Here is a 20,479-nt window from a genome sequence, read left to right on the forward strand (position 1 = left end):
GGTTGCCCGGGGAAGGCCGAGGGGGACCACCGACAATGACATGGTCCGCGCCGCACCATTCCTCGATTCTGACGACAGAGGCGGTAGCTCGAAGGCTCTCCGTCTGCCCTTTCCCATTGAACGGCCACATCGCCGGTTCGGCAGCTCACCGAAGTGTCACCGGGCACTGTCCTGTGTGACGTGCCGACAACCCAGAACAAACTACAGGCAATTCGGGATTCCGGCACCGGGCTGTCCTGTCCACGGGACAGCCCGAGGCAGTCGGCCACCGTGGGTCTGGACGCCGGGACCGAATCGGCCGACAATGACGATGCTGGTGCACCTGTGCCACGCACGACCGGGCCGTCGGCCGGGTTCTCTTTGTCGGACCGGCGCATTCCCGTTACGGTCCCTGTGTCTCAGTACCTGAAATCGATTTGCTTCCGCCGGGAAGCCATCGTGAGCGGCTTGAAATGGAGTGGACATGAGCAGCAACCCGTTCGACGACGCGGATGGCCGGTTCTACGTCGTGGTGAACGACGAGGAGCAGCACTCCCTGTGGCCTTCGTTCACCGAGGTCCCCGCCGGCTGGCGGGTGGTGTTCGGCGAGGCCGGCCGCCAGGAGTGCCTGGACTACGTGGAGCAGAACTGGACCGACCTGCGGCCCAAGAGCTTGCGCGACGCGATGGCCGCGGACCAGGCCGCGTGACGCGGGCGCGCTTCTGAGCGACGCCGAGAGGGTGGGCCCCGGTGCTGGGAGGCACCGGGGCCCACCCTTGTTTCTCGCCCCTTGTCTCTCGCAGGTCCTCGCGGTCACTCACGGTCTCCCGCGGTTTCCGGCGCAAGCGAACGGCCCGTCAGTGAAGGGCCTGACGGGCCATCGGGAGAGGAACGGATCAGGCGGATCAGACCTTGGCGCCGCGCCGTTCGACGATCGAGTCGGCGATCTCACCGCTGCGTACGGCGATGTTCGACAGCAGGGACGAGGTCAGACCGTGCGTGTGCTCGGTGCCGCCCTGCAGGTAGATGCCGCAGGACAGCTCGCCGGAGGTGACGACGCGGTAGTCGCGCTCCACGCGGTGGCGGCCCTCCTCGTCGCGCTCGCAGAACCGGTCCAGGTCGCCGAGGAGGCGGGTGGCGTCCATGGTGCTGTAGCCGGTCGCGAAGACGAGCGCGTCGACGTCCATCTCCTGCTCGCCCTCGCCCTCCAGGAGCGAGTGCAGCACGACACGCGTGTCGTTGCCGGACCGCTTCACCTCCTTGACCCGGGTGAGGTTCAGGAAGTGCAGCCGCTTCTCGCCCGCGACCTCCTCCTCGTACGAGCGGCGGAACAGCTCCCTGATCACGTCGTCGTCCACGACGGAGTAGTTCGTGTTCTTGTGGTAGCGCCAGAACGCGTCCCGCGTCTTGTCCGTGCCGAAGTAGTAGTGGTCGACCGCGGCCGGGTCGAAGACCTGGTTGGCGAAGGGGGTGTCGTCCGCGACGGAGTAGCCGTACGACGGCAGGATCGCGGAGACCTGGGCGTGCGGGAGCATGTCGTGCAGGAACTTGGTGATCTCGGCGGCGCTCTGGCCGGCGCCGACGACCGCCACGTTCTTCAGGTCCGCGGGCTTCATCCGGCCGTACTTCGCCAGGAACTCCGAGCTGTGCCAGACCCGTTCGTCGCGCTCCATGCCGTCGGGCATGCGCGGCACGAGACCCGTGGAGACGGTGACGTTCCGCGCCCGCACCACGCGCGTGCCGCCGCCGACGGTGTCGCGGACCACGATCTCCAGGAGCTGCTCGCCGCCGGCCGCCTCGTCGGCCACGCGGACCTCGGTGACCTCGGAGTTGTACGAGACGCGGTCCCGGAAGCCCGACTCGGCCCACTCCAGGTACTGGTGGAATTCCTGGCGCGTCGGGAAGAAGTCCTGGTTGTTCACGAACTGGACCAGCCGGTCCGACGCGTGCAGATACGAGACGAAGCTGTACCGGGACAGCGGATTCCGGAAAGTGGCGAGGTCCTTCAGGAACGAGATCTGCATCGTCGCCTGCGGCAACAGCATGTTGCGGTGCCATCCGAACGACGGCTGCCGCTCGAAGAACGCGGCCCGGACGGGCTGTTCCGGAGAATTGTCCTGGTGCTCCTCCAGGGCGATGGCGAGGGACAGGTTGGACGGGCCGAACCCGATGCCAACGATGTCGTATATCTCCCGTTCACGCGTACCCATAGATAATCTCCCGCTGGTGTAGCTTCGGCAGGGATTTCCGCGTCCTCGGCGAGGCAATTACGGTTGCCCGACGAGGATCTTGATCGGAAATACTGCGGTCGGAAATGCTGCCAACTCTCGTCTGACGTGCGGCTGATGGCCTCGAACATCTCGACCGGTGGTCCGGGAGACACCCATTGAGTATTGCGCTGGAGAACACCGCCACGCCAACTTAGAGGGGCCGGACGGACCTTTCAAGAGGTCCCGGACGCTCCAGCTGCCGGGCACCGTTGTCCTGGCGACAGGACAGTCGTGTCGCTCGTCCGCGTTCGGGGTTGTGCCTTCCAAAGCGCTGCTAGCGTCGGCGACTTGGCGCGCGCCATACCGTGAGTGAGAGAAACGAAGGGGTGAACTCCGGATGTTCGTTCCGAGCCAGTACCGCCAGCCGGACAGTTCGTGGATGCTGGACCTCATCCACGGCAATCCGTTGGCGTTGTTTGTGAGCAACGGCAGCCCCGAGGCGGGGCCGTTCGCCACGCATCTGCCGGTGATTCAGGATCCGGAGTGGACGGGCGAATGGTCGGACGACCTCTCCGGCGGCCGGCTGCTCGGTCATATGAACCGGGCCAACCCGCATTGGAAGGCCCTCGAATCAGGCACCGTGAATCTGCTGACGTTCACGGGGCCGCACGGCTATGTGTCACCGACCGTGTACGAGACGACGCCGGCCGCGCCGACGTGGAACTTCACTTCGGTGCATGTGCACGGCGTCGTGGAGAAGATCGAGGGCATAGAGAACACGCTGGAGGTCGTGAAGGCCACCGTGCGCGCCTACGAGGGTGCCTTCGGCGCGGGCTGGGACATGTCGGAGTCGCTCGACTACTTCCGGAAGATCGTGCCCGCCGTCGGCGCCTTCCAGTTCCGGGTGACCGGCGCCGAGGGCATGTTCAAGCTCAGCCAGGAGCAGCCGGACGAGGTCCGGGAGCGCGTGCAGCAGTCGTTCGGCGGCCGCGAGTGCACGCGGTACCGGGCCGCGGCCCAGCTGATGAGCAAGCTGCCCTGACCCTGCTTCGGCAGTCGACGGGCACGACCGGCTTCGCGTGGAGAAACACGTCTACACCGCACGTCCACACCGCACGTGCACACCGCACGGCGGGACCGCGGCCGCCGACCGTCTGCCGGGCCCTCAGCATCCTTCTCACGCACGAGACTTCGGGGAACCTGCGGCCGGTCGGCGGCCGCGGCCCGGTGTGCGTCGGCACGAGCCCACGTGCCGACGCGCCGGGCCCGCACTCCTTGACCGGAGTACGGGCCCAGCGCGTCGTATGGCCGTCCGCCGAGGTCAACTGCCCTGACCTCGGCGGACGTTGTGCGGGGGTGCGACCGCCGGGACTTCTGCTTCTGTCCCGCCGGCGGGACCAGGCGAATCAGGCGCTGATGCCTGCCTGTTCGCGCTTCTCTTCCTCTTCCTCGTCGTCGAGCACTCGCTCGGCGGCGTTGTCGAGGGTCGCGAGCACCCACTGCTCGAAGTCGATGCCGGACTGCTCCGCGGCCTTGTGCCACCACTGGAGCCGGCTGCCGGGAACGGCGAGCCGCCGCATCGTCTCGGGCGTCTGCGTCACGTCGCGGGCCTCGTCCTCGCGGGCGAGCCGGATGGCACTGCGCAGCTGCTTGGTGGTCCACTGCATCTGCTCGGCCCGGTCGAGCCAGAGCTCCTGCTCGTCGACCGGCAGCGACGCCAGCTCGGCGTGGTGCTGGAAGCTCAGCGCCGAGCGTCGTCGGCTGAAGTCGAAGCGCCGCGAGACCCAGGCGTAGTTCCGCAGGGTCTGGTACTGCAGCCCGGCCGCGCGAATTCCGCGCTGGTAGCGGTCGACGTAGTGGTCCTTTCCGTATACCAGCCAGTCCCCGAGCCACCAGGAAGAGGAGTTAACGATTCCGGAGAGCTGGCGTCCAGCCCGCTCCCAGTCCTCGAAGGTGAGACCGGCCGGCATCTGCAGGCCCACCTTCGTCGTCAGTACCTGGCCACGACGCTCGTCGACTCCGGTCCTGCGCTGCCGCGGAACCGCGCTCGCATTTCTACGGAAGAGCACAACCTTCGAGTCCTCGAGGTCGCTGACCTGGTTCGTCATCATGCCTCCATGTGAATGAACATCGAACGGACGTGGACGCAACGGTCCGCATCCGAACGGGAAGATGCCATGCGGGTGGGTCAGCCGTGTCCTGATCCGGCACGGATCGGTCGCCCTCGCTCAGCGCGAGGCACAGGCTGGCCCATCAGTCACACCCGATCGGCCGGATAAGGGCTCTCTCGAGCCACTCGCCGAATCGGGTCGTCAGAGTTCCGTCAGCTCATTGCTGGATCCGTCGGCGTGCCCCCATGCGGGTACGCCGACGGGCCGCCCTCACCGCTCGAGGAGGCCGCCGGCACAGTGCACAGGCAGGTCCGGCCGTCCCTCGCGGTCCTCAGGACCGCGCGGAAGGCATTCAGTCGGCATGTGTGTGGATACGTACATCAACTACTCGCCCCGTTCAACTACTCGCCCCGTTGCCTTGACCATAGACCCCCGCGTCGTCGGAACGGTCGACGTGTCCCCCGTCGTTACCGATGACCCGGTTTCGCAGTGGTCTGTTCCAAAGGCCTACCCGAGTAGAACCCGCCGCCTGTTGGAGATTCAAGGACGAGGCTGCCGCTCGTCGCGACTTTTCGAAGTTCGAACAAGATAGCCCAGCTTCGCTATCCCTGTCCTGCTGTGACGCGGCTCTCTCCAGGGGCCGTCCCACGGAGGCTTTACCGATCAACTTCCGCCAGTGAAGGCAAGAATCGAGCCAACTGCAACATGAAGCGAAACAGTTGCAGACGAGAAGGGGACGTACAGAAGTCGGGGAGCCTGCGTCGAGTTCACGGGGCGGGGCCCGGGCGTTTGGTGATGGTCCGTCACCAATGGTACCCGTTAGCCGAATCCGCGGCGCCGTTAAGCAACACTAGCATTTTCCATACGGACTCTTAACGCCAGTACGAGACATCATTCTCACGGCTCGGCCGAAGAGCACCCTCCGGCAAGTCGTGGGCGCGCCCGCGGGGTTCGGCCCGGCCCGAGGCGCGGGAGGTGTGCGGGCATGGGTCAGGGGCTGGAGCGGAGGGACGCGGGGGGGGGACCCGTGGCGCCGAGGAGGAACCTGGCGGGCGGAGGGGCGGAGAGGCTCCGGACGGGTCCATTCCACAAGCGCCGGCTCGGAATCCGAGATTCCTGATCCTCCATGCGGAAGTCCGCGGAAGTCGGCGGAAGTCATGCGGCGGTTCGCCGCCTCGCGGACACAGGCTCCGGGCCCGCGCCCGGACGCGGTGCGCAATCCCGGTTTGCTGCCGTGGTTGCCACATCAGTCACGCCCGCAGCAAGATGGTGCGACGCGCTCTCGGATCCTAGACTCGACGCTCGGCAACCGCCGCTCAGGGACGTCCGGGAGGGATTGCAACATGGTTGTGCCCTGCGCATTGCCAACATCGACTCCGGTCAGCGAGGTGCCCGAAACCCATCTCGCGTCGCCTTTCAGTGACTTCACCGATCAGGTCTTCCAGAATCTGCGCCGGGCCGATCAGCGCAGATGGGCGGGGGCCTATTTGGCGGGCCTGCTCATCACTCCCGGCAAGAAATCCGTGCGCCGCCTCGCCGGCGCCGTCTCGGCGTCTCCCACCGCGGTGCAGTCCCTGCGCCAGTTCGTGAGCCTCAGTCCCTGGGACTGGGAGCCCGTCATGCACGAGCTCACCCACTGGGCCCAGCGCCACGGCCCGGCCTCCACCTGGGCGATAGGCCGCGCGGTGCTGCCCAAGCGCGGCGACCGGTCCGTGGGCGTGCACCGCTACTTCGACCCCTCCTCCGGCCGCACGCTGAACTGTCAGCTCGGCCTCGGCGCCTTCCTGGGCATCGGCACCCTGCAGGTTCCGGTCGACTGGCGGCTGCTGCTTCCGGCCCCCTGGACCGAGGACCCTCAGCTCCGCCGCCGCGCGCGGATCCCCGACGACGTCGGTCACCGCCCGCTGTGGGCCCAGGCCCTCGACCTCGTCGACACCCTGGAGGCGCGCACCGCGCCCAGCACCGCGCCCGTCGTCGCCGACATGAGCGACGCCCCGGACGTGACCCTCTTCCTGCGCGGACTCAGCCAGCGGGGCCGGGACTTCGTGGTCGCGGTGCCCCAGCACCTGAAGGTCCTGCCCGTCGGCGAGCGCACACCGGGCGCCCCGGAGCCGGTCAGCGCGCGGGCCCACATCTCCTCGGGCAACACCGACTCCCTGACGGTCACCGCCCCGGACGGGCAGCAGCAGCACACCCGGGTCCAGTCCGTGCTCGTCCGGCTGCCCGGAGCCCGGCCGGGCGCGACACCGGAATATCCGTATCGCATTTTCACCGAGATGCTGCCGGAAAGCCGCCCGGGACCCATGTGGATCACCAGCCTCACCCATCAACGCCTCGACAACGTTGCCTCACTCGCCACACACCGCACCGGAACCACCACCGCGGTCGCGGGCATGGAACGCCACTTCGGTCTCCTCGACTTCGAGGGCCGATCATTTCCCGGGTGGTATCACCACATGGCGCTCGTTTCCGCGGCATACACCTATCAGCGATTGACACATCGCCCCGTTCCCCGGCATATGCCATGCTGCCCGGCACCGCTTTCGCGGATGAGCGAGGAACGACTGCATTTGGTCTGAAACGTGACCGGGCGCCATTCCCTGGGCGACTGCAGTGATGGGCGCCTGCAGTGATCTCGATTTCCTGGTGACGGAACGCGAATTCACGCTATTGACCGGACGTCGGCCGGGTGCCGGATCGGACGTCAACTCGGCGCCGGACAGCGGGAGTTGCCCGGCGCCTCTCGTGCGCCCGTCCCTGCCGGAGGGTGCGGCACTCCTCCGCGCCGGAAGGGTGCGGCCCTGGAGACCGCCGGGGGAGGTCGGTCTCCAGGGCCGCGGGATCGGTACCGGTGTACGGCAGCACACCGGACCGAAGCTCTTGCGGAGCGCAGCTCCGGTGTGCGCTAGGAGCTGCCCGGCGCGCCGCGCGGTGCGCGCCGCTCCGTGCGCCGGCCGCGTTCGTCGTACTCGAGCATCGCGGACACCGCGCGGATCAGCCAGGCGTTGACCGACAGCCGCTCCCGGTCGGCGGTCTCCTCGATGCGGGTCTTCGGATGCTCCGGCGGCCGGAAGTTGATGCGGGACGTCGCACCCTCCTCCCCGTTCACCGTGACTGGCGCCAATGACGCCAGTGATGGCACCACCCCGTTGTGCGCGAGGCCGCGCAGCCGCATCTCCACCGACCCGAGGGCCAGGTCGCGGGTGATCTCGTCGGCGGCAGCCGCCAGTGTGTGCTCCTGGCGCAGGGTGTCGACGTACCGCGTCAGCTCCATGGCGCCATAGTTGCACCATAATGGCACCACGCGCAAGCTTTCGAGCGCTCGCTCTCTCGGCGGGCGGTTCCGGGGGCCGTCCCAGGGGCCCGTCGACTGTTTCCGGCCACTGCCGCATCCAACTGCCCTGGCGCGCCAACGGCATCACCGTGTCAGGGCGATGTCGTGGTCGAACCGGGCTCACAGTTCAAGATCACGGGCCGCCGGTCGCGTCGGCGCCAACTCGTGGCGGGAATGAGTCGACTCGCTTACGCTCGCCGCAACAGGCGCACCACACTGGAACTCCACGACCAAGGGTCGATAGGCGACGAGGAGTTGGTGAGATGTCCACGCAGCCCCCCACGGGATCCGCCGAGGCCACCAGAGGTGTGATCGACGCCTATCTGGCCCGGCTCGCCGAGCGGGATCTGGACGGGGCGGTGCGGCTGTTCTCGGAGGACGCGGAGTGGGTCGCTCCCGGCTCCCCGGCCGTGCCGTGGTCGGGCAACCGGACAGGGCAGGCGGGGGTCAAGGAGTTCTTCACCCTGCTCCACCAGTATCTGCAGCCCGAGGAGTTCACCGTCACGCACATCGTGGTCGACGGCGAGCAGGGGGTGATCATCGGGCACCTCCGGGACACCGTCAAGGCCAACGGCACACCACTGACCACGCCCTTCGCCGCGCACCTCACGGTCGTCGGCGGCCAGGTCACGCGCTACCACCTCTTCGAGGACACCTACGCCCTCCACCGGGCCGCGACCGGCGGCTGACCGTCCGGCCGGGCCCGCCGCCATGGCAGCCACCCGCACGACCCGGAGCACCAGGAGGCACGAACGATGACCCCCCGTGACGGCATGCCGTCCCACCCGGCCGTACGCGCCTTCGTCGACGCGGTCAACGCACAGGACCCGACGGCCCTTTGGGCCGTCCTCGCCAAGGATGCCACCGTCATCGACGTGGGCACCGAGCGCGACCTCGACGCGTGGGTGGAGCGGGAGCTCCTCACGTCGCACGCGCGCATGGAGGTGGTGCGGGAGTCGCCCGACGGCCTGTCCGTCACGGCCCGCTTCCACAACGACATCTGGGGCGACATCGACACCGCGTGGGAGTTCTCGGTGTCCGGCGGCGTCATCCGGCGCTTCGTCACCGGTCCCGCCTGAGCGTCGCCCGGCCGCCGGAAGGGGAAGAAGGTAAGGGCACAGGCAGAGACAGGCGGAGAGCGGGAAGAGAGCAGGAAGGGAAGAGGGGGACGACGGCGACAAGAAGAGACGGCCCCAGAAATCCCCGGAAACAGGGAAGCAGCGGGACCACAGGTACCAGAGGAAGTGGTGTGAGCCGCACGCCGGGGCCCGAGGTGGAGCAGGCGCCGAAGGAGTCCGTGCGGATCCGCCTGCTCGGCCCGGTGAGCGTGGAGGTCCGGGGCGCGCACGTCGGCCTCGGGCCGCAACAGCGCGCCCTCCTCGCCGCCCTCGCGCTCGCCCACGGCCACCCGGTCAGCACCTCCCGGCTCGCCGAACTCCTGTGGGAGGGCGACGAACCGGACGGCGCGATCAGCGCGCTGCGTACGCACGTCCTGCATCTGCGCCGCATCCTGGAGCCGGGCCGGCGGGCCACGTCCGGCTTCGAGGTCCTGCTCAGCGCGGGCGCCCGCAGCAACACCAGCTACACGCTGGACGTCACCGACGAGCAGATCGACGCCCTGCGTTTCGTGCACCTCACCGACCGGGCCCGCAAGGCCGCCGCCGACGGCGACGCGGGCTCCGTGGTCGCGCTGCTCGACGAGGCCCTGGCCCTGTGGACCGGGCCCGCGCTCGAAGGGGTCAGCGACCGCAGCTTCGCCCTGGCCGAGGCCGAGCGCCTCGAGGAGCTGCGCCTCGTGGCCAGGGAGGACCGCCTGGACGCGCTCATCGAGCTCGGCCGCCACGAGGAGTCGGTGGCCGAACTGACCACGCTCGTCAGCGAGTTCCCGCTGCGCGAGCGGCTGCGCGGCCAGCTCATGCTGGCGCTGCACCGCTCGGACCGGCCCGCGGACGCCCTCGCCGCGTACCGCGACTTCTACCAGCTCCTCGACGACGAGGTCGGCATCGAGCCCGGCCGCCGGCTCCAGGAGCTCCACCAGAGCCTCCTCGCCGGCGACCCCGGCCTCACCCCCGGCCCCGCCCCGGCCCCCGCTCCCCCGCCCCCGGCCCGTCCCGTGCCCCGCCAACTCCCGCCCGACGTCGCCAGCTTCACCGGCCGCGCGGACTATCTGCGCCGGCTCGACACCCTCCTGGCGCAGGCCGAGGCGGGCCCGGGGCAGACACTGGTGATCTCCTCCGTGTCCGGCATGGCGGGCGTCGGCAAGACCGCTCTCGCCGTGCACTGGATGCACCGGGTGGCCGGCCACTTCCCCGACGGCCAGTTGTACGCCAACCTGCGCGGCCACGACCCCGCGCCCCCGACGACGGCCGACGAGGCCCTCGGGCAGTTGCTGCGGGCCCTGGGCGTCGGCACCGGGCATCTGCCGGAGAGCACGGACGAGAAGGCCGCCCTCTACCGCTCGCTCCTGGCGGGCAAGCGGGTGCTGATCCTGCTCGACGACGCGGCCGGCCTCGAACAGGTACGCCCGCTGCTGCCCGGCTCCCCGACCTGCTTCGTCGTCGTCACCAGCCGCAACGACCTGCGCGGCCTGACCGCCTTCCACGACGCCCACCGGGTGAGCCTGGCCGTCTTCGGCGAGGAGGAGGCGCTCGCGCTGCTCGCCCGCGTCATCGGCGCGGACCGGGTCCGGCACGAGCCGGAGGCCGCCGCCGAGGCCGTCCGGCTGTGCGGCCTGCTGCCGCTGGCCGTACGCATCGTCGCGGCCCATCTCATCGGCGACCGGCATCCGCCGATCGCGGAGGTCGTGCGCAGGCTGCGCGAGGGCGACCGGCTGCACGAGCTGACGCTCGACCAGGAGGAGCACACCGGCGTACGGAGCGTGCTCGATCTGTCCTACCGGTCCCTGCCCGCCCCGGAGCGGGAACTCCTGCGGCTGCTCGCCCTGGCTCCGGGCCCCGAGCTGTCCGCCCCGGCCGCCGCCGCCCTGGCCGGGACCGACCTGCCCGCGACGGCCCGGCTCCTGGACCAGTTGGTGGCCCGCAGCCTGCTGGAGACCCACCGGCCCGGCCGGTTCCATCTGCACGCCCTCGTCCGCCTGTTCGCGCGCGAGCGGGCCGAGGCGGAGGACACCGCCACCGACCGCGAGCGCGCTGTCGGCCGCCTCCTCACCTGGTACCTGGCGACCGCCGAGCAGGCCGCCCACCTCCTGTACGGCACCTTCTACTCCTGGTACGCGGCCCGCCCGCCGGAGCCGGACGGCTCCCCCACGTCCCCGCTGGTCTTCGGCGGCGCCGTCGACGCGCTGGCCTGGCTGGAGGACGAACGGCCCGCGCTCCTGGACTGCGCGCAGCACGCCGTACGGCACGGGCCCCGCCCCTTCGCCTGGAAGTCCGCGCTCGCCCTCCACGGCCACCTGATGGAACACGGCCGCCGCGCCGACTGGCTGCGGTCCGCGCAGGCCGGGCTGCGGGCCGCCGAGGCCGAACAGGACGACCACGCGCGGGCGGTGATGCACTGGAGCATGTGCTACGTGCTGTGGGAGCTGGCCCGGCACGACGAGGCGCTGGAGCACAGCGCCCACGCCGAGGCGCTGTTCGCGCGGACCGGGGTGGGGATGGAAACGGCCGGAGCGGTGCTCGGGCTCGCCGCGTCGCACCGCGAGCAAGGCGCCCTCGACCAGGCCGCCCGCGACGCCGAACGGGCCCGGCGGCTCTACGCCGAGGGCGGGCAGCCCGCCGGGGAGGCGTGGGCGCTGTTCCTGCTCGGCTTCGTCCGCCTCGACCAGGGCCGCCTCGACACCGCGCACCGGCACTTCACCGACGCCCGCGCCCGCGCCGAGGCATCGGGCGACCAGCACACGGTCATGCTGTCGCTGTGGGGTCTCGGCGTCGTCCAGCACGCGCTCGGCGCGCCGGACGACGCGCAGCGCCTGCTCTCGCGGGCGCTCGCGGCGGACGGCAGGCTGCTGTCCACGTACGCGGCGGAGGGCGCCCTCAACGCGCTCGCGGCGGTGTGCCGGGACAGCGGTGACCCGCGGCTCGCGCTCAAGCACGGCGTCGACGCGCTCGGTGTCACCCATCGCACGCGCCGCCGTCTCGTGGAGCCGTACGCCCTCAACACGATCGGCACGGTGCTGCTGCGCCTCGACGACGTGCCCGGCGCCCTGGACCACCACGAGCGTGCCCTGGAGGCGGCGCGCGCGGCGGGCTGCCGCCGGGCCGAGGCCGAGGCGTGCGTGGGGCTCGCCGCCGTGCACCGGCAGTTGGGCGCGCACCGCGAGGCCCTCGCGTGCACCCGGCGGGCGCTGGCCGCGGCCGGCCAGTCCGGGCTCCGTCTCGTCGAGGGCGAGGCGCGGACCGAGCTGGCCCTGGTGCATCTGGCGCTCGGTCAGCGCGGCAAGGCGGAGCGGGCCGTCGAGCGGGCCGTACGGCTGCACCGGGCGTGCGCCCACGAGCCCGGGCTCGCGCGCGCCCTGGAGGTCGCCGAAGCCGTACGGCGCGCGAGCGGCGGCCTCAACTCAGCGCCCGTACCCCCGCCGTGACCGCCGCGGCCACCAGGATGACGAGCGGTACGGGGGCCTTGAGCCGCCAGGCCACGAGGGCACCGGCGAAGCCGGCGAGGCGGGCGTCGAACGTCATGCCGTGCGCGCCGGCCGAGCCCACGAGCTGGGTGATCACGAGGACGGCGAGCAGCGCGGGGGTCAGGTACTCGACGAACCGGGGGAACCAGGCGGGCAGTTCGCGGTCGCCCATCACCAGGGAACCGGCGCCCTTGATGAGGAAGGTGGTCACCACCAGGGCGCCGACGACGATCCACGGGTCACGGCTCATCGGGCCCTCCCGGACGGGCGGTTGGCCGTCGCTTCGCTCATCGGGACCTCCACGTCCATACGACGGCGATGACGCAGGCGACGGCGATGGCCGTGTCGGGGACCGCGACGGCGGTGAGGAGCGCGGCGGAGGCGGCCGCGGTGGCGGCCGCCGTCCGCTTGCGGGCGGTGCCCAGGTGCGGGGCGAGCAGCAGGAAGAACAGCACCGGTGAGACGGCGTCGAGTCCGTAGGTGAGGATGTCCACCGCCTTGAAGGGGCCGACCGCGCCCACCAGGGTGCCGAGGACCCAGCCGAGCCACAGCACCACTCCGGAGGACAGCAGCCGCACCCGGTCGAAGCGTCCGTCCGCGTCGCTCGCGATGGCCCAGGACTCCTCGATGACCAGCTGCGACTCGACGGCGCGGCGGGCCCGGCCGCCGCGCAGGGCGGGCAGGATGGCGAAGCCCATCACCAGATAGCGCAGGTTCAGCAGGGTCCCGGCCACGGCCGCGGCCGCCCAGCCGCCGCCGTTGACGATCACCGAGACCGCGGCGAACTGCGACGAGCCCACGAAGACCAGGCCGGACATCGAGGTGGCGGCGAGCGCCCCGAAGCCCGCGCCCTTGGCGAGGACGCCGAAGGAGATGCCGAAGGCGAAGATGGCGACGGTGAACGGCACGGCGGCCCTGGCCCCGACGGCCCAGGCGTCGCGCGGCCCGCCGGACGGTGCCGGACGCATGGGCCCGGACCCGCGCTCGGTCATCCGCGCTCGCTCGGGGCGGGGGTGGGGGCGGGGGTGCTGCCCGGCGTAGCGGCGGGGGTCGCACCGCTGCCCGGCTCGGCGGCCTCGTCCCGCACCACCCGTGCGTACGCCTCCGCCAGCGCGGCGCCCACCTCGCCCAGCGGGTATCGCCGGTCGTCGACGGCGGTGACCGGCTGGACCTCGTACGCCGTGCCGGTCAGGAACACCTCGGTGGCGCGTTCGAGTTCGGCGGGGGCGAGGTGGCGCTCGACGACCGTGAGGCCCAGGTCATGGGCGAGGGCGAGGACGGTGCGGCGGGTGATGCCGTCGAGGACGCACTCCGGGGGCGGGGTGTGGAGTGCGCCGTCGAGGACCAGGAACAGGTTGGCGCCAGTGGCCTCGGCGAGGCGGCCCCGGTGGTCGAGGAGCAGCGCGTCGTCGCAGCCGGCTTCCTCGGCCTCCTGTCCGGCGAGGGAGCCGAGGGCGTACTGGGCCGCGGTCTTGGCGGTGACCGGCGCGGTATCGGGGGCGGGGCGACGCCAGCGTGAGGTGCGCAACCGGATGCCGCGCGGCCCGTCGGTGAAGATCCGTGGCCAGGGCCAGGCCGCGATGGCCACGTGCACGGAGTTGTCCGGGGCGACCAGGCGCAGGGTGTCGCTGCCGCGCCAGGCGACGGGCCGCACATAGCCCTCGGTGAGGCCCGCGAGGGCGACGGCCTCGCGGGTGGCGGCGTCCAGCTCGGCCGCGGTCCAGGGCAGTTCGTAGCCCATGCGGCGGGCCGAGGCGACGAGCCGGGCGCTGTGCTCGGGCAGCTTGAAGACGCGGCCGTCGTAGGCCCGCTCGCCCTCGAAGACGCTGCCGCCGTAGTGCAGTCCGTGGCTGAGGACGTGCAGTTGGGCGGCGCGCCAGGGCACGAACTGCCCGTCGAGCCAGATGACGCCGTCCCGGTCGTCGAGGGGGGCGGCGGGCGGCGGGGCCGCACGGGTCATGTGGCGAACCCCCGCTCGGCGTAGGGGTAGCCCTCCAGTTCGTTGACGTCGGTGGTGTCGTCGCGCCGGGACGCGTAGTAGATGCGGACCTCGTCGATCAGGCCGGTGTCGTCGAAGCGGTAGACCTCGGCGCCGCGCAGCACCTTGCCGAGGCGCGGCTTGAAGGCGGTCCACTCGCAGACGGCGGTGCGGGTGTGCTCGTCGGCGTAGACGGCGTCCACCGCCCAGTGCGACGCGTTGGCCCGCACGTCGGCGCCCCAGCGCTCCACGATCGGGTCGATGCCGTGCACGGGCCCGGACATGCCGTGGGCGAGGTAGTGCACGACCTCTTCGGACAGACACTGCGCGAACAGGTCGCGGTCGACTTTGTTGCACGCCTCGAAGTACTGCCGCACCGCGGCCTCCATCGTGGCCCGGTCCAGGCTTCCCATGGCTGTTCGTCCCCTCGTCTCTCGATCGCTTCCGTGCCGGAACGGAGCCGTTCCGGTCACATCTCCGCCGACGCGAACCGCAGGGGCGGCAAGGAGGCCAGCCGCTCCCGTGCCGCGACGAGCGCCCGCTGGTCGTCCGTGAAGGCGTAGCGGTCGCCCTCCGCCCCTTCGGGCAGCTGGCTGCGTACCAGTTCCTTGGCCGCCGCGCGGTACTCCGCGGACGTGCCGACGGCCGCTTCCATACCCTCGATCGTGTCGACCAACTCCCGCAGTCCGTCGATGACCCGCTCGTGGTCCAGGCGCAGCCCGTCGCCGCGGTCGGCGACGATCGCCCGGCGGGCGCGCAGCCAGGAGTAGAGGAAGACACCGGTGCCCGCGTCGAAGTTGCGGACGGCGTGGGCGTCGAGCGGGTACCGGAACATGCGCTCCAGCAGGATCATGGCGATCTGCTCGTCGGCGTACGGCACGGCGGTGTCGCCGTGGCAGGCGAGCACGGTCTTGGCGTCGACCTTCAGCTCTTCCAGGAGGCCGATGAACCAGTTCATCTTGAGTTTGACGTGCTGGTCGAGCGGCCACCGCCCCTGGTGGTGGAAGTAGTCGTGCAGATATCCCCAGACGGAACGCGCCTGGTAGCAGACCTCGGGGTCGAGTCCGGCGGATCCGCGGGGCACGGTGTCGGCGGTGAGGACGGACCGCGCGGACGGCAGGGCGTACGTCTCGTGGATGCGGCGGAATTTGCTGAAGAAGAAGATCGCGTAGGCCTGTTCGGTCACCTTGTCGTGGGCCGCGACGTTCTCCGGGAAGAAGACGATGCAGTTGCCGCGCGTCAGTCCGGCGCTGCCGGCGAGCAGCACGGTGGCCTGGCAGTTGTTCTTCGGGTGCGGGTAGTGGACGGCCAGTTCGGGCAGCGCGTCGGGTTCCTTGCGGCGTACGAGGAAGAACTCCAGGCGGCGGCCGACCGGCGGGACGCTGTTGGTGGTCTGCACGGGGGCGAGGAACGCGGCCCAGTCGCCGTCGGCGGGCGCGGTGAGGGCGTCGCGGCAGCGGGCGAAGTGCGGCGGAGTGTCGAGTCCGGCGGCGAGCCAGTCGTCGATGTCGGCGGTGAGCGCGTCGGCCTGTGCCGTCCTGCCGTGCCCGGCGAACCACTGTGCGGCCTCGTCCTTGATGGCCAGCAGGGCGCCGCGGTCCTCGGCGTCGGGTGCGGGGACCGTGCCGTCGTCGCGCTGGCGGGTGCGGAAGGCGTCGATCCGCGGGAGCAGGCCGCGACCGAGCAGCGCGGCCTCGTCGAGCAGGTCGTCCTTGAGGCGGTACGGGGTGTGCGTGCTGCTCATCGGCCGGCCTCCCGCACCTGGTGGGCCCGGCCGGTCTCCCGGACCTGGTGGACGGTGTAGACCATCGGCACCTCGCCGAAGCTGCGGACGACCCGCAGGCCGTGGGCGCGCGCGGCGACGACGGTGGTGACGCACCCGTCGGCGCGGCCGTCGGCGCAGTCGATGGCGGCCTGCGCGTTGCTGGTCACCAACTGCCGTGCGCTCGCGGGCGGTACGAGTCCGGCCGGGGCCGGGTGGGTGGCCACGGTGCGCGGCTCGGCGCTGGTGCCCGGCGCGACGGCGAGCACCATTTCGTACGTGGGCGACAGGAAGCAGTCCACCATGCGGCAGGTGTGCAGGTTGCCGAACACGAGCGTGTGCAGCTCGGGGTAGACGGCGCAGGCGAGCAGCGCGTGGGCGCCGGTCCTCGGCACGCTCTCCATGGCGCTTTCGAGCGACGTGTGCAGGACGACCTGCCCGTCGTCGGCGCGTCCTCGCCGCCGGAGCCACAGGTGGGCCGCGGACTCCAGGTTGGTGCCGGTCGGGCCGAGGGTGTGCAGGTACCGAATCTCATCGACGGTCGAGGACGACTCACCGACCCACGACGACGGCGACGGCACTCCCGAAGCCGCCGCCCCAGCCACATCCAAGGTCACTTCCGAAGGCACTTCCGAAACCAAGTGCGAGAGCGCAGCAACGCTCACTTGTTCCCCCGTCATCATTTCCACTCCCCTTTGAATTTCCCCCGAAATTCTCCGGTTGTGATGAGGCGGCGCCCGGACCGTGCGCCGCTCGTACAGGTGCGCGTCGGCGATCCTAGGCGGCCGTGCCCCGCCGCGGCCAGGGCGTCTAGGGCCCACAGGGCCGATTGCCGCACTCTGGCCAATTCGGCCCGCCCCGGTTTCTGAAATCCCGGCGACAAACCCCACCGGGCCGGGCGAAAATTACGCTGCTTTCATCGACATGCCCGCGAAGTCGCCGTGCGCATCACGTCACGGCGACCGCAATTCGACGGTCCCGGAGTCCGACTTGGGCAGGCCACGCCTCCATATCAGCTGGCAGTACCGGCGGTTGGGTAGGTGTGGAAACCTTGCCCGCTCTTGCGGCCGAGCCTGCCTGCCGCCACCAGGTCCGTGAGCAGGGTGCACGGGGTGAAGCGGGCGTCGTCGGTGAGCTCGTGCAGGACGTGCAGGGTGTCCACGACGGTGTCCAGGCCGATCAGGTCGGCGGTGCGCAGCGGGCCCATGGTGTGCCCGAAGCACTCCTGGAAGAGTCGGTCCACGGTGGCTGCGTCCGCGGTGCCGGCCTGGACCACGGCGGCTGCGTCGTTGTATGTGGCGTGCGACAGCCGGTTGGAGACGAACCCGGGTGCGTCGCCCACCATGATGCCCCGCTTGCCCATGCTCACGAGGAGGTCGTGTGCGTCGTCGAGGGTCTGCTCACTGGTGTGCTCGCCACGGATCATCTCGATGGCGTCCTTGGCGTAGGCGGGGTTCATGAAGTGCATGCCCAGGACGCGGCCGGGATCGTCGATGTGTTCGGCCAGCAGGCCGACCGGGATCGCGGACGTACAGGTGGCGAGTGTCGTGGTGGGGGTGAGCACGGTGTTGAGGGAGCGGAAGACCTCCCGTTTCACGGGGATGCTCTCGCGGGCGCATTCGACGACGAAGGACGCGCTGCGCAGCTGGGCCAGGTCGGCGCTGAACCGCACCCGCTCCGCCGTGCGCCCGGCTCCGTCGGCCGGTGCGCGGCGCATCAGGGTGGCCATGCGCAGTCCGGCGCGCAGTCGGTCGGGAGCGGTGGCCAGGGCCGCCGGTGCGGGGTCCACGACGGTCACCTCGTGGCCGGCAGCCGCCAGGCAGTGAGCGACGCCGACGCCCATGGTGCCTGCGCCGACGACGCCGACCGTACGGCTGGGGGTGGAGGGCGGGGTGGGGTGGGACACGGGTTCTCCTGGGGCGGCGGTCGGTGGGGTCGGTGCGGTCGGTGCGGCCGGTGCAGGCGGACCGGAGGGGTCAGGCGGTGGTGACGACGCGTACCGCACTGTCCTGGGCAGGGGGCGTCTGCTCGGGGTCGAAGCCGAGCAGGATCCGGGGGCCGTTCCGCTCGATGACGTCGAAGCCGCTGAAGCGCAGGTTGACCAGCATCACCCGGTTCACCTCGGTGGGCACGAACTCCGCGACAGGCCGCCGCCCGGCGGCCAGCGCGTCGCGGACGATGTGGCCGATCAGGGCGGGACCGATGCCGCGGGACATCACCCTGCAGGACAGCAGCAGCAGCTTCAGCACGCTGTCGGTGCCGGTGAGCTCGCTCAATGCGAGGCCGATGGTGCCGTACGAGCCGAAGCGGTCCTCCAGGCTCGCCACCAGCACCTGGTGCGACGGGGAGGCGCTCAGCTTGCGCAGTTCGGCCATGTCGTAGGTGCGGCCTGTGGTGTTGAGCTGGTGGGTGCGGACGGTGAGTTCGTGGGCGCGGTCGAGATCCGTCTCGGTTGCCCGGCGCACGGTCAGGACCAGGTCGAGGGTGGCCAAGAAGTCCTTCGCGGGGCCGGAGTGGGTGTCCTGGGCGCGCTTGCGGCGGAGTTCGCTGCGGTAGAGGTGGCGGCGGCCGCGGCTCTCGTCGGTGACGAACGGGGGCTGGAAGTCGGGCAGGACGGGCAGGACGGCCGCCTGCTCGGCGGCGAGAACGCGTACCGCAGGGTGGGCTGCCGCCACCTCTGCGCGTTCCGCCGCGTCGTTGTCGATGAATGCCACGGTGTCGATGCCGATGTTGAGGGCCTCGGCGATCCGGCGCACGGCATCCGACTTGGCGCCCCAGCCGATCTCCAGGACCGTGAACAGTTCCTCGATGCCGAGTGCCCTGAGATGCGCGGTAGCGGTGTCGTGGTCGCCGCGGCTGGCGGCGGCGTGCAGGATTCCGCGCTCGTCGAGGACGTTCAGCGTGGCAAGGACCTCGGGGAAGAGCCGGGGGGCGTCGCCTTCGAGGACGGTGCCGTTCCATACGGTGTCGTCGAGGTCCCAGACCAGGCACTTCACGGTCGCTGCGGGTGCGGGTGCGGTGGCGGTCGCGTCCGTCTCGGGTGTGTTCGTCTCGGGTGTGTTCGTCTCGGGCTTCATGGCGGTCCCTTCCCGGATCACTGTGCGGGTACGTCGGCGGACGCGGGCCGGTACCCGTAGCGGCGCAACAGCCGGTTGCCGATGTGGAGTTCCGACACGGACTGCGAGCCCTCGATGAGCTCCATCACCTTGGCGTCCCGGAAGAAGCGGCCCGCCGTGCTGTCCGGCGCGATCCCCGTGGCGCCCAGCACCTGCACGGCCGCCCCGGCGACGAAGGTGGCTGCGCCGGCAGCCGCATACTTGGCGAGAACGGTCTCCGCCACGGCCGACGGGTCTCCCTCCTGACGCAGCCGGCCCGCTCGGGCGCACAGCTCGCGGGCGGCCCTGGCCTGGACTGCGGCGCGGGCGAGTCCGGCGCGTACGAGCTGATGCCCGGCCAGCGGCACGTCCCGCTGAAGGCGGTGCACCGCGTGGTCGGCCGCGGCGTCGAGGCAGGCTTCGGCCATCCCGACGCAGCCCCAGGCCACGGTGTAGCGCCCGTGGTCCAGGGCCGTGCCCACGACGTGGGTGAGGCCCACGCCGGGCGGGCCGATCAGGTGGTCCCGCGGTACCCGCACCGAGTCGAAGCCGACATGGGCGATCTCGGCCGCCCGCATGCCCAGCTGGCCTTTGACGGGCTCCCGGCGTACACCCGTGAGGTTCCCCTCGACCAGTACCGCCGACGGCCGGCCGGCCAGCCGGCCCAGGACGAGGAAGACGTCGGCGGTTCCGCCGAAGGTGATCCACCGTTTGCGGCCGGTGACGACCAGGTCGTCGCCGGCCTCGTCGATGCGCGTCTGCACGCCTGCCAGGTCGGTGCCGGCCTCCGCCTCCGTTGCGGCGAAGGCGGCGAACCGGTCCCCGCAGGCCAGTTGCGGCAGCCACTGCTCGCGCTGGGCGGCGGTGCCCCAGCGCAGCAGCGCGGCGGCGACCATCTCCTGCACGGTGAGCAGACCGCGCAGTGCGCTGCACACTCCGCCGAGCTCGGCGGAGGCCTCGCCCAGCTCGGCCGGGCCGAAGCCCGAGCCTCCGTAGCGCTCGGGCAGGGCGACCCCGAAGAGTCCGGCCTGGGCGACGGCCTTGCGTACCCGCTCAGGGAGGGTGCACAAGCGGTCCCACTCGGCGGCCTCACCCCGGAGCGCGGCGGCGAGTTCCGCCGCGTCCGGCGGGCCCGCGCGTCCGGCGGCCTGCGTCATGACGCCAGAACACCCCCTCGGGCCTGGGCGAAGGCCAGGATGTTCGCGGCCGTACGGAAGTTGTCGATGGCGAGGTCCTCGACCTCCACCGTCAGCCGGAAGCGGTGCTCCACGAAGTTGACGAGTTCGAGGGCGAAGAGCGAGTTGGCGAGTCCGGTGGCGAAGTAGTCGTCGTCGGGGCCGACCTCGGTGCCGAGCGCGCGGGTCAGGAAGGCCAGGATGTCCTCGATCGCGGTCGTTGCGGGTGCTCTCGTCATGGGTGATCTCTCTTCTC

The 20,479-nt window shown here is 71.0% G+C and carries 19 protein-coding genes; 6 read left to right on the top strand and 13 right to left on the bottom strand.

The genetic code is table 11. The annotated features are described in order from the left end of the window. Window positions 1–463 precede the first annotated feature (463 nt). The gene (locus AC0KTA_RS04780; protein WP_481053834.1) at window positions 464–688 is read left to right on the top strand and encodes an MbtH family protein; all 225 of its coding nucleotides are present in this window, start codon (window positions 464–466) and stop codon (window positions 686–688) included. 196 nt (window positions 689–884) lie between these two features. Here AC0KTA_RS04780 and AC0KTA_RS04785 read toward each other — a convergent pair whose 3' ends face one another. Beyond that, window positions 885–2,189 (bottom strand): lysine N(6)-hydroxylase/L-ornithine N(5)-oxygenase family protein, encoded by a 1,305-nt coding sequence (locus AC0KTA_RS04785; protein ID WP_481053835.1) that lies wholly within the window; start codon window positions 2,187–2,189, stop codon window positions 885–887. A 397-nt stretch (window positions 2,190–2,586) separates the two neighbouring features. Between AC0KTA_RS04785 and AC0KTA_RS04790 the strand changes: the two genes are divergently transcribed. Then, a complete protein-coding gene (locus AC0KTA_RS04790) occupies window positions 2,587–3,231 on the top strand; it encodes an FMN-binding negative transcriptional regulator (RefSeq protein WP_481053836.1) in 645 nt (214 codons plus the stop codon). Between the two features lie 364 nt (window positions 3,232–3,595). On the opposite strand, the gene AC0KTA_RS04795 is transcribed toward AC0KTA_RS04790, so the two are convergent. Beyond that, the gene (locus AC0KTA_RS04795) at window positions 3,596–4,300 is read right to left on the bottom strand and encodes an LmbU family transcriptional regulator (protein WP_481053837.1); all 705 of its coding nucleotides are present in this window, start codon (window positions 4,298–4,300) and stop codon (window positions 3,596–3,598) included. Between the two features lie 1,388 nt (window positions 4,301–5,688). Between AC0KTA_RS04795 and AC0KTA_RS04800 the strand changes: the two genes are divergently transcribed. After that, window positions 5,689–6,879 carry an IS701 family transposase gene (locus tag AC0KTA_RS04800; RefSeq protein ID WP_481053838.1) on the top strand — a complete coding sequence of 397 codons (1,191 nt, stop codon included), beginning with the start codon at window positions 5,689–5,691 and terminating at the stop codon, window positions 6,877–6,879. Between the two features lie 326 nt (window positions 6,880–7,205). Here the strand turns inward: AC0KTA_RS04800 and AC0KTA_RS04805 are convergent, their stop codons facing one another. Further along, entirely contained in the window at window positions 7,206–7,574 is a 369-nt protein-coding gene (locus AC0KTA_RS04805) for a hypothetical protein (RefSeq protein WP_481053839.1), read from the bottom strand. Window positions 7,575–7,897: 323 nt separating this feature from the next. Between AC0KTA_RS04805 and AC0KTA_RS04810 the strand changes: the two genes are divergently transcribed. The 3 genes from AC0KTA_RS04810 (at window position 7,898) to AC0KTA_RS04820 (ending at window position 12,174) form a co-directional block, all read left to right on the top strand. Continuing rightward, window positions 7,898–8,323, top strand: coding sequence for a nuclear transport factor 2 family protein (locus tag AC0KTA_RS04810; protein ID WP_481053840.1), 426 nt, complete (start codon window positions 7,898–7,900; stop codon window positions 8,321–8,323). 66 nt (window positions 8,324–8,389) lie between these two features. Next, on the top strand, window positions 8,390–8,713 hold the full coding sequence (locus AC0KTA_RS04815) for a nuclear transport factor 2 family protein (protein ID WP_481053841.1): 324 nt from the start codon (window positions 8,390–8,392) through the stop codon (window positions 8,711–8,713). Window positions 8,714–8,883: 170 nt separating this feature from the next. Continuing rightward, window positions 8,884–12,174, top strand: coding sequence for an AfsR/SARP family transcriptional regulator (locus AC0KTA_RS04820; protein WP_481053842.1), 3,291 nt, complete (start codon window positions 8,884–8,886; stop codon window positions 12,172–12,174). Here AC0KTA_RS04820 and AC0KTA_RS04825 read toward each other — a convergent pair. The 10 genes from AC0KTA_RS04825 to AC0KTA_RS04870 form a co-directional block, all read right to left on the bottom strand. Next, complete coding sequence (locus AC0KTA_RS04825) at window positions 12,146–12,463, bottom strand: AzlD domain-containing protein (protein WP_481053843.1); 318 nt, start codon at window positions 12,461–12,463, stop codon at window positions 12,146–12,148. The genes AC0KTA_RS04820 and AC0KTA_RS04825 overlap by 29 nt on opposite strands. 37 nt (window positions 12,464–12,500) lie before the next feature. Further along, window positions 12,501–13,205 carry an AzlC family ABC transporter permease gene (locus tag AC0KTA_RS04830; RefSeq protein ID WP_481053844.1) on the bottom strand — a complete coding sequence of 235 codons (705 nt, stop codon included), beginning with the start codon at window positions 13,203–13,205 and terminating at the stop codon, window positions 12,501–12,503. Beyond that, the gene (locus tag AC0KTA_RS04835; protein ID WP_481053845.1) at window positions 13,202–14,173 is read right to left on the bottom strand and encodes a branched-chain amino acid transaminase; all 972 of its coding nucleotides are present in this window, start codon (window positions 14,171–14,173) and stop codon (window positions 13,202–13,204) included. The genes AC0KTA_RS04830 and AC0KTA_RS04835 overlap by 4 nt, the downstream gene beginning before the upstream one ends. Beyond that, complete coding sequence (locus AC0KTA_RS04840; RefSeq protein ID WP_481053846.1) at window positions 14,170–14,604, bottom strand: nuclear transport factor 2 family protein; 435 nt, start codon at window positions 14,602–14,604, stop codon at window positions 14,170–14,172. Before AC0KTA_RS04840 ends, AC0KTA_RS04835 begins: the two co-directional genes overlap by 4 nt. Window positions 14,605–14,660: 56 nt before the next feature. Next, a complete protein-coding gene (locus tag AC0KTA_RS04845) occupies window positions 14,661–15,935 on the bottom strand; it encodes a DUF6421 family protein (protein WP_481053847.1) in 1,275 nt (424 codons plus the stop codon). Next, on the bottom strand, window positions 15,932–16,582 hold the full coding sequence (locus AC0KTA_RS04850) for a type 2 periplasmic-binding domain-containing protein (RefSeq protein WP_481053848.1): 651 nt from the start codon (window positions 16,580–16,582) through the stop codon (window positions 15,932–15,934). The genes AC0KTA_RS04845 and AC0KTA_RS04850 overlap by 4 nt, the downstream gene beginning before the upstream one ends. 383 nt (window positions 16,583–16,965) lie before the next feature. Then, window positions 16,966–17,859: a 3-hydroxyacyl-CoA dehydrogenase family protein gene (locus AC0KTA_RS04855; RefSeq protein ID WP_481053849.1), complete on the bottom strand. Its 894-nt coding sequence runs from the start codon at window positions 17,857–17,859 to the stop codon at window positions 16,966–16,968. Window positions 17,860–17,929: 70 nt separating this feature from the next. Then, on the bottom strand, window positions 17,930–19,030 hold the full coding sequence (locus tag AC0KTA_RS04860) for an HAD-IIIC family phosphatase (RefSeq protein WP_481053850.1): 1,101 nt from the start codon (window positions 19,028–19,030) through the stop codon (window positions 17,930–17,932). Window positions 19,031–19,047: 17 nt separating this feature from the next. Further along, on the bottom strand, window positions 19,048–20,205 hold the full coding sequence (locus AC0KTA_RS04865) for an acyl-CoA dehydrogenase family protein (RefSeq protein ID WP_481053851.1): 1,158 nt from the start codon (window positions 20,203–20,205) through the stop codon (window positions 19,048–19,050). Then, complete coding sequence (locus tag AC0KTA_RS04870; RefSeq protein ID WP_481053852.1) at window positions 20,202–20,462, bottom strand: acyl carrier protein; 261 nt, start codon at window positions 20,460–20,462, stop codon at window positions 20,202–20,204. Before AC0KTA_RS04870 ends, AC0KTA_RS04865 begins: the two co-directional genes overlap by 4 nt. Between the last annotated feature and the right edge of the window lie 17 nt (window positions 20,463–20,479).

Source organism: Streptomyces sp. Y309 (genome assembly GCF_056712025.1).

Bases quoted from the DNA above. Each gene is read 5' to 3' on its own strand.
- AC0KTA_RS04780 (WP_481053834.1), top strand. From the start codon at position 464: ATGAGCAGCAACCCGTTCGACGACGCGGATGGCCGGTTCTACGTCGTG.
- AC0KTA_RS04785 (WP_481053835.1), bottom strand. From the start codon at position 2,189: ATGGGTACGCGTGAACGGGAGATATACGACATCGTTGGCATCGGGTTC.
- AC0KTA_RS04790 (WP_481053836.1), top strand. From the start codon at position 2,587: ATGTTCGTTCCGAGCCAGTACCGCCAGCCGGACAGTTCGTGGATGCTG.
- AC0KTA_RS04795 (WP_481053837.1), bottom strand. From the start codon at position 4,300: ATGATGACGAACCAGGTCAGCGACCTCGAGGACTCGAAGGTTGTGCTC.
- AC0KTA_RS04805 (WP_481053839.1), bottom strand. From the start codon at position 7,574: ATGGAGCTGACGCGGTACGTCGACACCCTGCGCCAGGAGCACACACTG.
- AC0KTA_RS04810 (WP_481053840.1), top strand. From the start codon at position 7,898: ATGTCCACGCAGCCCCCCACGGGATCCGCCGAGGCCACCAGAGGTGTG.
- AC0KTA_RS04815 (WP_481053841.1), top strand. From the start codon at position 8,390: ATGACCCCCCGTGACGGCATGCCGTCCCACCCGGCCGTACGCGCCTTC.
- AC0KTA_RS04825 (WP_481053843.1), bottom strand. From the start codon at position 12,463: ATGAGCCGTGACCCGTGGATCGTCGTCGGCGCCCTGGTGGTGACCACC.
- AC0KTA_RS04830 (WP_481053844.1), bottom strand. From the start codon at position 13,205: ATGACCGAGCGCGGGTCCGGGCCCATGCGTCCGGCACCGTCCGGCGGG.
- AC0KTA_RS04835 (WP_481053845.1), bottom strand. From the start codon at position 14,173: ATGACCCGTGCGGCCCCGCCGCCCGCCGCCCCCCTCGACGACCGGGAC.
- AC0KTA_RS04840 (WP_481053846.1), bottom strand. From the start codon at position 14,604: ATGGGAAGCCTGGACCGGGCCACGATGGAGGCCGCGGTGCGGCAGTAC.
- AC0KTA_RS04845 (WP_481053847.1), bottom strand. From the start codon at position 15,935: ATGAGCAGCACGCACACCCCGTACCGCCTCAAGGACGACCTGCTCGAC.
- AC0KTA_RS04860 (WP_481053850.1), bottom strand. From the start codon at position 19,030: ATGAAGCCCGAGACGAACACACCCGAGACGAACACACCCGAGACGGAC.
- AC0KTA_RS04865 (WP_481053851.1), bottom strand. From the start codon at position 20,205: ATGACGCAGGCCGCCGGACGCGCGGGCCCGCCGGACGCGGCGGAACTC.
- AC0KTA_RS04870 (WP_481053852.1), bottom strand. From the start codon at position 20,462: ATGACGAGAGCACCCGCAACGACCGCGATCGAGGACATCCTGGCCTTC.